The following is an 11,676-nucleotide window of genomic DNA, read 5'->3' as shown; positions in this document are numbered from 1 at the left end:
CTTAGAAATCATCAAGCATCAAGTCCTCATCATCATCGCTGGCAAACGGATCGTTAACCACCTTACCGTCGTTAATCAGGAATTCGCGACGTTGCAGAAAGGCATTCCGCACAAACACGTAACTGTCGCCAGAGATGAAACTTTCAGCAGGGATCAAATCCGCCCGGCGGTCGACGATTTGCAGAGCCCTTGCATAGTAAACTTCAGGGCTTTCCACTTCATCCCACGCCGAAGGCAACGCGAAGCCGTCCGTCACAAACCCGGTAAAGTGCCGGGGTGTGGAAGGGCCGAGAAAAGGAAGCATCAGATAGGGCCCTGAACCCGCGCCCCAGTATCCCAGGGTCTGACCAAAATCCTCGGGCCGTTCCGGCAGGTCAAAGGCGGTTGCGACATCGAACAAACCACCCAGCCCAAAGGTGGTGTTGTAGGTGAAGCGCCCCACGGCAACCACCGCAGACTCCCCTTTCAGTTGAAGGACACTGTTGATGAAGTTCCTCAGTTCTGTCAGATTGTTGAAAAAATTGGTAACGCCGCGGTCGACAATTTGCGGAGTGAAGGTTCGATAGGCCTGTGCTACCGGTTTCAGGAACCAGCGGTCGATGGTCTCGTTGAAGGTGTACACCTTGCGGTTCCAGTTCTCCCAGGGATCTGCGGGATCAACCGGAACAGATCCCTCTGGAGCGGGTTCCTGCATGTTCTGGGCAATAGCCTGGCCCGCTGGCAGAAGCGCAGACAGGGAAAACAACATGGCCAGGGTAATAAGCCGGCGCCGGATAAAAAAGTAGTTCATCATCTGCTCTTGGGTTGTTTAATTCGTTTCAATTCGTCGAAAATACCGGCGCTACTTTTTATTATTAAACCGTTGTTCCGGAGAAACCGATGTCAGTACCGGGAAATCTTGTAAACACAATCACTATGCCCCTCCGGTGGGGAGACATGGATGCATACGGCCACGCCAATAATACAGTCTACTTCCGATTCTTTGAGGAAGCGCGCATTGTGTGGCTGGCTTCACTGGAGCTGGGCGGGCCTGACGAGCCGACCGGCCCCGTTATTATAAAGACCAGCGCTACCTTTCTAAAGGAATTGAACCACCCGGCAACGGTTGAGGTGAAAACATACGCTGACAAGGCAGGTAACACCAGTCTCGACACCTACCATTTGCTGACAGATGTCGACACCGGCGCCGTCTATGCGGAAGGCTATGCAAAAATCGTCTGGTTCGACCGGAAGACGCGCTCATCGGCTCCGCTGCCAGACACCCTCAGGGCACTGGCAACGTCTTGACCCAGCTCACTCCTATCGGCGGCGAACCACAACGCTGCCGATGGAATAACCTGCCCCGAAAGAACAGATTACCCCCAGATCACCACTGACAAGGTCATCCTTGTTTTTGTGGAAGGCGATGATCGAACCGGCGGAGCTGGTGTTTGCGTACTCATCCAGGATGACCGGGGCCTCTTCTTCGGTGGCATCCCGACCCAGTACCTTGCGCGCTATCAGCTGGTTCATGTTCAGGTTGGCCTGGTGCAGCCACATACGACGGAGATCATCCGGGGCCAGAGAAAGGCTTTGCAGCTGTTTCTGGATTGTCTCGGCAACCAGTGGCGACACTTCTTTGAATACCTTGCGGCCTTGCTGAACGAAGAGCTTGTCCGGTTTTCCGACACCGGAATCGTCGGCGCGGTTCAGAAACCCGAAATTGTTCCGGATGTTATTCGAGAATTTGGTTTTCAGACTGGTACCGAGGATCTCGAAGCCCTGGCCTTCACGAGTATCTTCTTCACGCTCAACCAGAATAGCCGTACAGGCGTCACCGAAAATAAAGTGACTGTCCCGATCGCGGAAGTTCAGGTGGCCCGAACAGATCTCCGGGCTGACCACCAGAACGGCACGGGCACTGCCATTCTCGACAGAGTTAACGGCGGCCTGGAGACCGAACGTAGCGGAGCTGCAGGCTACGTTCATATCATAGGCAAACCCGTCGATACCCAACGCCTCCTGGACCTCGATAGAAACGGCTGGGTAGGCTCGCTGCAGATTAGAGCAGGCAACGATCACCGCATCAACATCCTCAGCCGACTTGCCCGCTTGTTCCAGCGCCTCACGGCAGGCCGTCACGGCCATATCGCATTGAACCGAGGGCTCTTCGTTGCTGCGATCCGGGATGTAGGGTTTCATGCGGTTGGGATCGAGAATGCCATCCTTGTCGATGACATGGCGACGCTTGATTCCCGACGCTTTTTCGATGAACGAAGAGGAGGAAGGCTGCAGTGGCGTTACATCGCCGCTGGCGATGGCGTCTGCGTTCTCGGCGTTGAACAGTTCAACATACTGGTTAAAGGCTTCGACCAGTTCGTCATTACTAATGGTTGCTGGCGGTGTGTAGAGACCGGTCCCGCTAATAACGGCTTTAATCACGCTAACCCCACGTCATAATTGTGAAAACGGGACACCAGACATCCCGTTTTGTTAATTCGTTGACCTACTGCCGGAAATACTAACACAGTATCGGGGTTTTGCCCGTCGGGTATCAGTCATGGGCACCGGATTGGTGCGCCCGTTACTGCCTCAGACCTTCGTTTTCTCCCACTGCCGGTCCAATCGTTTTACGGACACAGTCATCACCGTGCCCAGTTGCTGTGCAAAAAACGACACCCGGAATTCTTCCAGCATCCAGCGGTACAGCACCAGCTCGGGGTCTCGAACGCCCTGCCGTTGCTGTTCGTCCCGCTTGACAGCATACCGGGACCAGAGCGGCTCAATGGTGTGGAGAAATTCCCGTTCCTGGCCCATTTCCCGGGGCATCTTCTCCAGCCGAACCAGAGCCGCCTCAAAATAGCGCCCGAACTCCGCCAGCCACTCTGGCGGCGTCTCAACCAGGAATCCTGGATACACAAGGTTCTGCAGCTGAAACTTGAGATCCGCCATGCTGTTGGCCATGGCCAGATTGATCTTACCTTTTAACTGTTTCGCCACTTTCTGGTAACCGGACATGGCCTGATACAACCGTTCGTCTGCCTGCTCCAGTGCAGGAATGAAATCCCCTCGGTGAGCATCAAACACCCTGTCGAAGCCCTCTGCTGTCCTCGGAATTTCGTCCGTAAGAAAGTGCTGCATGGCGGTCGCCAACAGCAGATCGTCCAACAACACTTTCGACTGACCCACCGGAGCAAACATCAGCGCAGATTGTTTAAACCGGGGAAGCTTGCGCTCCAGATCATCAAGGGTTCGGCCAAACCGATTAATGATCAAGCGGGCGATAGCCTTCCGAGTCGTATCTTCAGCGGTCAGCCGGTCAAGACAACGGATCTGGCGTACCTGCTTACCCAGGTCCTCAAGGGCGGGATACACAGTAACCTGCATACCGCCTTTTTCTGTCTGTACCTGTTCAGGCAATGCGCCGAACTGCCATTCCGTGTACTCGCCACTCGGTTCCGTTGCCGCATCATCCTGAGTCGCCGAGGCCAGCGCCTGCTCGGCCTGACCCTCAAGCTGGTGCTGAAGATCTGCCGTTTCTCGGCTCTCTGCAATGGCGCGACCGCCGTCACCCATAACGCGAAGGTTCATCCGCAAGTGTTTTGGCAATTCGCTATCGGTCCAGGCATCAGGATCAATCTGCACGCCGGTCATGCGCCGCAACTGCTCGCCAAGCTGAAGCGTCAGCGGTTCGTTGGAAGGCTGAAGATTTTCGAGAGCGGCATCAACGAAATCCGGCACCGGAACGAAATTCCGGCGCAATGCCTTGGGCAAGGATTTCACCAGGGCAATGCACTTCTCCCTCAACAGTCCCGGCACCAGCCATTCCAGGCGACGGGACGGTATCTGCTTGAGCGCCATCAAGGGCACCTGGAGCGTAACGCCGTCCTTTTCACTGGAGGGTTCGAACTCGTAGCTCAGTGGGTAACGAACACCCTCCCACTCCAGATAGTCCGGGTAAAGGTCAGCGGCCTTGGCATCAACCGGTCGCTGAAGAATGTCGGTTTCGGTGAGCTCCAGTTCTTTCAACTGTTCCGCCGGCAGCCCTTTCCACCAGGTCTCGAAGTGCCTGCCACTGATGATGTCTGACGGCAGGCGTTCATCATAGAAGGCCACCAGCACTTCATCATCAACGAGCAGGTCACGCCGCCGGGTCTTCTTCTCCAGATTCTCAACCGTGTCGAGCATTTCTCTGTTACGGGCGATAAATGGCGCCTTTGATCGGTAATCCCCCTCCACAAGGGCTCGCCGGATAAACAGATTTCGGCATTCCGCCGGATCCACCTTGGCGTAAGGAATGCGGCGCTTGGCCACGATATCGAGGCCGTAAAGGGTCACCTTTTCATAGCCCATCACCTGGGCCCGCTTCTGCTCCCAGTGGGGCTCAAAGTAGTGGTGCTTGACGATATGTCCGGCCAGGGGCTCAATCCACTCCGGTTGAATAGAGGCCACCACCCGGGCGAACACCCGACTGGTCTCCACGATCTCGGTGGCCACAATCCATTTCGGGCCAGTCTTGGCGACCTTCGAACCGGGAAAGATCAGGACTTTCCGGTTTCGTGTTGCCAGGTATTCCTTTTTCTCCACTTTCACCGCCACTTGGCCCAGGAGACCCGCCAGAATCGCCTTGTGCAGCGCTTCGTAACTGGCGGCATCCTTGTTGACCGCCAATTTTTGTTCCCGGCAGATCAGCGTGAGCTGGCGATGGATGTCCCGCCATTCCCGCATTCGCATCCAACTCAGGAAACTCTTCTGGCAGACCTTCTTGAGTTGATTCTGGGACAATTCCTGACGCTGTTCTTCGTAGAAGTTCCAGACATTCAGTAGCGTCAGAAAATCGGATTCTTTGTCATTGAAAGGCGCGTGGGCCTGATCCGCAGCCTGCTGTTTGTCCTGGGGGCGTTCCCGGGGGTCCTGAATACTCAGCCCGGCAATGATCACCAGCGTTTCCGAAAGACTCCCCAGCTCGGCGGCAGTGACCAGCATCCTGGCCAGGCGCGGGTCCAGAGGCAGCCGTGCCATGGTTCGACCAAGTCGGGTGACGCGGCGTTTGTCATCCACCGCGCCCAACTCTTCAAGGAGCTTGTAGCCGTCGTTTACCTGGCGCTTATCCGGCGCCTCAAGAAATGGGAACTGGCGAATCTCCCCCAAACCTGAAGTGGCCATCTGCAGAATGACCGACGCCAGGTTGGTGCGCAGTATTTCCGGATCGGTGTATTCCGGGCGGTTGATAAAATCCGTCTCGTCGTAAAGCCGGAAACAGATACCCGGGGCCACCCGGCCACAACGTCCTGCCCGCTGATTGGCGCTGGCCTGGGAAATCGGTTCCACCGGCAAGCGCTGGATCTTCGAGCGCACACTGTAGCGGCTGATCCGGGCAACCCCGGTATCGATCACGTAACGAATGCCCGGCACCGTCAACGAGGTTTCCGCCACGTTCGTCGAGAGCACGATCCGTCGCCCCTTGTGGGACTGGAAAACCCGATTCTGCTCGGCGTTGCTCAATCGGGAATACAGCGGAAGCACTTCGGTATGGCGCAGGTCGACGTGGCGAAGAACCTTGCTGAGGTTGCGAATCTCGCGCTCGCCGGGCAGAAAAACCAGAATATCTCCAGGCGGCTGTTTCTGGCTACGCTCGTGCTGTTCGATTTCATCAAGGGCACCCAGCACGCCATCCGTCCAACCCTGATCCCGGTCGTCTTCATCTCCGGTCAGTGGCCGATAGCGCACGTCCACCGGATAGGTTCGGCCGCTCACCTCGATCACGGGCGCCTTGTCGAAGAACTCGCTGAAGCGCTCGACCTCAATGGTGGCCGACGTAATGATGACCTTCAGATCCGGGCGTTTGGGCAAAAGCTGGCGCAGGTAGCCCAGCAGAAAATCGATGTTGAGACTGCGCTCGTGGGCTTCATCGATGATGATCGTATCGTACCGGTCCAGAAACCGGTCGTGCTGAACCTCCGCCAGCAGGATGCCGTCGGTCATCACCTTCACCCGTGACTGCTCGGAGGTGTTGTCGGTGAAACGAACCTGATAGCCGATCTGCTGACCGGTCTGCTCACCTATCTCCTCGGCAATACGGGCAGCCACACTGCGGGCGGCGATCCGCCGGGGCTGGGTATGACCGATCAGGCCACGAATACCACGACCACTGTTCATGCAGATTTTGGGTATCTGGGTGGTTTTGCCAGAACCGGTTTCACCCGCAATGATTACCACCTGATGGTTTTCGATGGCCTCACGGATATCATCCACACGCTCAGAGACCGGAAGGCCCTCGGGGAAGCTGGCCGGCTTGTGCAGGGCATGGCGTTGCTGAACCTTTTCAAGCCCGCGCTCCAGCCAGCTGGCCATTTTCTCCAGGTCTTTCTGGCCCGGTTTGCCCTTGGTACGGGCCACCGTTTTCACAATGCGGGCGGCTTCCTGCTGATTGCAGGCGTCCAGCTGCTCCATCATCGCTCTAACAGCGGCTTCGCCATCGGGCTTGGGTTTCGGTGTGCTCGGAGTATCGGAACGGGTTTCTGTCATTGAATTGCCGGAATAGCGCTCACTCGGATTCGATTGGGCGACAGTCTATCGGGAAAGTCGGTGTCTTAAAAACGGAAAAACCCCGCCAAAGCGGGGTATTCCTTGATCCACTGGCAGGGAGGCTTACTTATTGTTCGCCTCGTCCCGCAGTTCACGGCGCAGGATCTTGCCCACATTTGTCTTGGGCAGCTCGTCCCGGAACTCGAATTTCTTGGGAACCTTGTAGGCGGTTAGCCGCTCGCGACAAAACTCCTTCAGCTCGTTTTCCGTCACGCCTTCAGCCGTCGGCACCAGGTAAACCTTGACCGCCTCACCGCTCTTGGCATCGGGAACGCCAACCGCGGCGCACTCGACTACTTTCGGATGGCTGCTGACCACGTCTTCGATCTCATTCGGGAACACGTTGAAGCCAGAGACAATGATCATGTCTTTCTTGCGATCAACAATGCGGATATAGCCGTCTTCCTGGATCAGGGCGATATCGCCGGTGCGCAGGTAGCCATCGTCGGTGAAAGATTTCTGGGTGTCCTCAGGGCGCTGCCAGTAACCGCGCATAACCTGCGGTCCTTTTACGCAGAGTTCGCCCGGCTCGCCCAGGGGCGTCTCATTGCCTTCTTCATCGAGGGTTATGACCTGGGTGGACGGAATTGGCAGGCCGATGGTGCCGATCTGAATGGCGCTATGGGGGTTAAAGGTCACAACCGGGGAGGTTTCGGTCATACCGAAGCCCTCACAGATCTCGCATCCGGTGACCCGCTCCCACATCTTGGCGGTGTCGCTTGTCAGCGCCATGCCGCCCGAGGACGTCAGCTTCAGGCTGCTGAAGTCCAGATCCTGGAAGTCTTCGTTGTTGCAAAGCGCGACAAAGAGCGTGTTCAGGCCCAGGAACGCGGTAAACTTGTGGTTCTTCAGCTCTTTCACAAAGCCTGGGATATCACGCGGGTTCGGAATCAGCACGTTGTGCGCGCCGGCCTCGAGCATGATGCCGCAGTTCAGGGTAAAGGAATAAATGTGGTAGAGCGGCAGCGGCGCGATAACAACCTCCTGACCTTCAACCACCATGTCTTCCATCATAGGACGGGTCTGCAGCAGATTGGCTACCAGGTTGCCGTGAGTCAGCATCGCGCCTTTCGCCACACCGGTCGTTCCGCCGGTGTACTGAAGCACGGCAATGTCGTCCTGCTTGCACTCTACCGGGGTGAATTTTTCACGGGCGCCGGCACTCAGAACGGCAGGCAGCTTGTGGGCCTGGGGCAGATTGAACGGCGGCACCATCTTTTTAACGTGCTTGACCACGGCATTCATCAGCGTGCGCTTGATTGGCGAGTGCATATCCGCGATTTCGGTAACAATCACGTGCTCAATGCCAGTGTGCGGCAACACCTTCTCGGCGTTCTCGGCCATGTTCGCCAGAACCACCAGCGCCTTGGCTCCGGAATCGTTGAACTGATGTTCCATTTCCCGCGTGGTATAAAGCGGGTTGGTATTCACTACAATCAGGCCAGCTCGCATTGCGCCAAACACAACGACCGGGTACTGGCTGACGTTTGGCATCTGCACAGCGATGCGGTCGCCAGGTTTCAGATCGGTCTTGTTTTGCAGCCAGGCTGCAAAGTTGCGGCTCTGGGTGTCGAGGTCACGGTAAGTGAGAGTTGCACCAACAGCACTGAAAGCTGGACGGTCGGCAAATTTTTTGACCGACTGTTCGAACACATCCACCATGCTTTTGTACTTCTTCAGGTCCACCTCGCGGGTTACGCCGGCGGGGTATTTATCCTGATAGAACTGCTCAAAATCCATCACCATCTCCTGTTTGGCGCTTTTGATTGTAATGATTTACCGATGTCAGGTTGCTCAAAAAATCAACCCTACAAAAGTATCAGCCTCAAAAAAGTGGGGAGAGAATAGCAGTTTTGTAACCGATGAGGTAGTTTTCGAGACTCTTACCCGAACACCAACCAGAACACCTGTACTCAAATGACAACAGTGCGGAGCACGCGATGAGCGATACCCTTGATACCCTGGAAAGTATCACCTACGACGAGCTGAACGAAGGCGATACCGCAACCTTCACACGCACCCTTACCGAGGACGAACTGGTGCTGTTTGCAGCGGTCTCCGGCGATGTAAACCCGGTACACCTGGACTCTGAATTTGCCGCAGGCTCCATGTTCAAGGAACGCATCGCCCACGGTATGTGGAGCGGCTCGCTGATTTCGGCGGCCCTGGCAACAGTGATGCCAGGCCCTGGGACCATTTACCTGGAGCAGAGTCTTTCGTTCAAGCGGCCGGTTAAACTGGACGACACCCTGACCGTTCATCTCAAAGTCCTTCGCAAGGAGCCGAAAGGCCGGGTTGTAGTGGAGTGCGACGTGCGCAATCAAAACGAACAGAAGGTGGTCATCGGAGAAGCGAAGGTGATCGCCCCGACGGAAAAAGTGTCTCTGCACAAACCGCGACTGCCGAAAATCGCCATCGAACACTGAGAACTCAAAATCGGGCAGCCATTTTTATGGCCGCCCGATCACACGCTTCACCCGGGCAGGAAATCAATCGGGAACCTGACCTTGCGGGGCTCAACATTGTCAGCCCCGAAATTGAATAGCCGTACCCGCATGGCAATCCGTTGTTCCAGGGTGGCATGCCCAAGCTCCGAACTGACTACCTCGCAGGCGGAAACCGAGCCATCCGGCTCTATGACCAGCTCCAGCAAGACTTTGCCTTCCAGGGTCGGGTCCTGGCGGAGTTCCCTCCGATACATGGAATAAAGTGCCGTTTTCTGGGCATCGAAGACTTTCCGAATATTGCTCATTGCCCGCTCACCAGCGGACGGGGCTGTCTCGGCAGGTTTAGCAGCCACTTGCCTGGTTTCTTCAACGGGGGCCGCAACTGTTTTAACCTCGTGCTCAGCCACAGCGACGGTTGTTTCAGGAGCAACCGTATCTTCAACTCCGCCACTGCCAGCGAGAACTTCCGTCGATTCCTCATTCTCTCGGGCTCGATCCGGGGCGCTGGCTTCCGTGTTGACCGAAAATTTTCGAGCCGGCGCTGGTTCGGGGGACCTGAGTGATGCCAACTTGTCCCTCATCGACAGCAGCCCCGATCTCGACGCTTTCTCCCTCGCCTGCTCGATGGTCTGCGTTGGCTTCGGCTTTGGCTCCGAAGCTACCTGAGGTTTTACCTCTGGTTCCGGAGCAGGTTCAACCTCGGCAACTTCCGGCTCCGGCTTTTCAGGCTTTTCAGGCTGTACTTCTGGTTTCGGCTCGGGCTCGGGCTCCGCCTCGGGCTTCACCGGCTCCGGTGTCACCACCGGTTGCGGCTTCTCCACCAGGCGAGCCAGCCTTGGGGGAATCGTCTCGGCTTCGCTGCGCTCGATCTCCGGCACATCCTGAATGGGAATTAGCAATGCGGGCGGCAAAAACAGCGCCGTCACCAACAAGACGATGCCCGTAAATCGTCGACTCTCGGCCTGATCACGACTCCATGGCAGCCCTGAATCGCCCATTCGAGACCATCCGCTGTCAGCCATTTCGGACCTCCCGTTCCACAGCGAGCCGCACCTGCCGGTACTGCTCATCAACACAGGTCTGCATGACCTTGCGAAGCAATCGGTAGTCGGTGTCGCGCCCCGCCATGATGGTTACGTCAAGCCCCTCCTCGGGAATTTCAGACCAGCGACTGCGACGCCAGGAAAGCTCTTCCGAAAGCCCAGTGATATAGGTATCACCAATCTCGATACCCTCCAGTCTTGCAACTTCGCTGCCCTGAACGAGAATGGCATTGCCCGTTATCTGGACTGTCAGGCTCTCAACGGCCTCCTGTTGCGCCGTGGACTTTGGCAGTGGCACGTCCGCGGTGTTCTGCATCACTTTCACATCCGACGAATTCACCATGAGGAAGAAAACCAGGATCGTGAAGATGTCCATCAGGGACACCAGGTTCAGGCCCCCAGACTTCTTCATACGGCCGTAATGTCGACGAATTCTTTTGGCCTTACGCGAGGTCTTCATGCGCCCTCTCCGGATTCAAGCCTGGCATTCGCGGCAAGCTTTCGGTCTGCCGGCGCATCCATCAGTGAGACATCAGGAAACAGCTCTCCCTCAACCACGCTGGCCGCAACCACAGCAGGATAAGAACGGACCGTATCCATGGCCGTGATCAGTGTCTGGTAATCGATGTCTTGCCCGACTTCCAAAACCACATCGGTCTTCTCGGGAACCCGGTTTTTTATCTGCCGAAGGACCTGACGCAGGCCTTCGAAGTCTTGAACTGCCTCTTCTGTCGGCAACACACGAATCAAGCCGCGATCACTGTCGGCGATTTCAATACCTTCAGGAATCAAAGTAACCACGAGACGGAACTCTTCGGGCGCCGGGGCTTCCCCAGCGTCCATGCCCGGAAAATTCAGCTCAATCATTCGAACCTGACTGAATACCATGCCCAGCAACAGGACAGGTACCAGCACAATCATCAGATTGAGAAAGGCGGTAATATCCAGCTCAGGCGATACGCTTAACCTTCGGTGACGTCGTCTCATGCTTCAGACACAATGTTCAGCAACTTCACGCCGGCCATTTCAAAGCTGTCGACAATCTCATTGGTTCGGGTCTGTAGTACCGCATGAAACATGAGCAACGGAATGGCCGACATCAGGCCGAAAGCCGTGGTATTCATGGCCACGGAAATACTTTCGGACAACAGACTGGCCTTCTGGGAAGGATCTGCCGCCGCCACCGCAGTAAACGCAGCAATCAGACCAATAATGGTTCCCAGCAGGCCGAGCAACGTGGCGATGTTGGCCAGGGTTGCCAGATATTGGGTACGCTTTTCCAGGCGCGGCAGCACTTCCATCAAGCCTTCTTCCATGGCGTACTCAATATCCTCCCTACGACTGTTGCTCAGCAGACGGCCGATGCCTGCCCCCATGATTGAGGCAATCGCACTGTCTGAGTTTGTGGCTGCTTTCATGGCCCGCTGATAGTCCCGCTTCCTCAGCAGCGGCAGGATGCCCCGCTCAAAGGCAATCCGGTTTCGCCGCCGTACCGCAGAGAGGTATAAGAACCGCTCCAGAGTAATCGCCAACCCCAATGCCAGGACAATGGCGATGGGGTACATGAAGGGCCCACCTTCCTGGAAAAAACGTACGATCGTGTCCAGCATGATTGTTCT

The 11,676-nt window shown here is 56.3% G+C and carries 10 protein-coding genes; 2 read left to right on the top strand and 8 right to left on the bottom strand.

The window, feature by feature from the left end; all coding sequences use genetic code 11:
* Position 1: 1 nt before the first annotated feature.
* Complete coding sequence (locus AC13DD_RS16260) at positions 2 to 790, bottom strand: MlaA family lipoprotein (RefSeq protein WP_053115383.1); 789 nt, start codon at positions 788 to 790, stop codon at positions 2 to 4.
* Positions 791 to 879: 89 nt separating this feature from the next.
* On the opposite strand from AC13DD_RS16260, the gene AC13DD_RS16255 reads away from it, so the two are divergent.
* The gene (locus tag AC13DD_RS16255; protein WP_041645241.1) at positions 880 to 1,287 is read left to right on the top strand and encodes an acyl-CoA thioesterase; all 408 of its coding nucleotides are present in this window, start codon (positions 880 to 882) and stop codon (positions 1,285 to 1,287) included.
* Between the two features lie 12 nt (positions 1,288 to 1,299).
* Here the strand turns inward: AC13DD_RS16255 and AC13DD_RS16250 are convergent, their stop codons facing one another.
* From AC13DD_RS16250 to AC13DD_RS16240, 3 genes are all read right to left on the bottom strand, one after another.
* Complete coding sequence (locus AC13DD_RS16250; protein WP_053115384.1) at positions 1,300 to 2,421, bottom strand: beta-ketoacyl-ACP synthase III; 1,122 nt, start codon at positions 2,419 to 2,421, stop codon at positions 1,300 to 1,302.
* 150 nt (positions 2,422 to 2,571) lie between these two features.
* Positions 2,572 to 6,507: an ATP-dependent RNA helicase HrpA gene (gene hrpA / locus AC13DD_RS16245; protein WP_482931489.1), complete on the bottom strand. Its 3,936-nt coding sequence runs from the start codon at positions 6,505 to 6,507 to the stop codon at positions 2,572 to 2,574.
* A gap of 123 nt (positions 6,508 to 6,630) precedes the next feature.
* On the bottom strand, positions 6,631 to 8,307 hold the full coding sequence (locus AC13DD_RS16240) for an AMP-binding protein (RefSeq protein ID WP_482931488.1): 1,677 nt from the start codon (positions 8,305 to 8,307) through the stop codon (positions 6,631 to 6,633).
* 200 nt (positions 8,308 to 8,507) lie between these two features.
* Between AC13DD_RS16240 and AC13DD_RS16235 the strand changes: the two genes are divergently transcribed.
* The gene (locus AC13DD_RS16235) at positions 8,508 to 8,993 is read left to right on the top strand and encodes a MaoC/PaaZ C-terminal domain-containing protein (protein ID WP_482931487.1); all 486 of its coding nucleotides are present in this window, start codon (positions 8,508 to 8,510) and stop codon (positions 8,991 to 8,993) included.
* A 47-nt stretch (positions 8,994 to 9,040) separates the two neighbouring features.
* Here AC13DD_RS16235 and AC13DD_RS16230 read toward each other — a convergent pair whose 3' ends face one another.
* From AC13DD_RS16230 to AC13DD_RS16215, 4 genes are read right to left on the bottom strand one after another with little or no spacing between them, the layout of a single operon-like run.
* Complete coding sequence (locus tag AC13DD_RS16230) at positions 9,041 to 10,036, bottom strand: AgmX/PglI C-terminal domain-containing protein (protein WP_273157924.1); 996 nt, start codon at positions 10,034 to 10,036, stop codon at positions 9,041 to 9,043.
* Positions 10,029 to 10,517 carry a biopolymer transporter ExbD gene (locus AC13DD_RS16225; RefSeq protein WP_273018013.1) on the bottom strand — a complete coding sequence of 163 codons (489 nt, stop codon included), beginning with the start codon at positions 10,515 to 10,517 and terminating at the stop codon, positions 10,029 to 10,031. The genes AC13DD_RS16230 and AC13DD_RS16225 overlap by 8 nt, the downstream gene beginning before the upstream one ends.
* Positions 10,514 to 11,044 carry a biopolymer transporter ExbD gene (locus AC13DD_RS16220; protein WP_273085462.1) on the bottom strand — a complete coding sequence of 177 codons (531 nt, stop codon included), beginning with the start codon at positions 11,042 to 11,044 and terminating at the stop codon, positions 10,514 to 10,516. Before AC13DD_RS16220 ends, AC13DD_RS16225 begins: the two co-directional genes overlap by 4 nt.
* Positions 11,041 to 11,667 carry a MotA/TolQ/ExbB proton channel family protein gene (locus AC13DD_RS16215; RefSeq protein ID WP_062784122.1) on the bottom strand — a complete coding sequence of 209 codons (627 nt, stop codon included), beginning with the start codon at positions 11,665 to 11,667 and terminating at the stop codon, positions 11,041 to 11,043. The genes AC13DD_RS16220 and AC13DD_RS16215 overlap by 4 nt, the downstream gene beginning before the upstream one ends.
* Positions 11,668 to 11,676 lie beyond the last annotated feature (9 nt).

The organism is Marinobacter sp. L-13, from assembly GCF_056857715.1.
The sequence above is the reverse complement of the archived record's forward strand: the minus strand, read 5'-3'. Positions and strand labels throughout refer to the sequence as shown.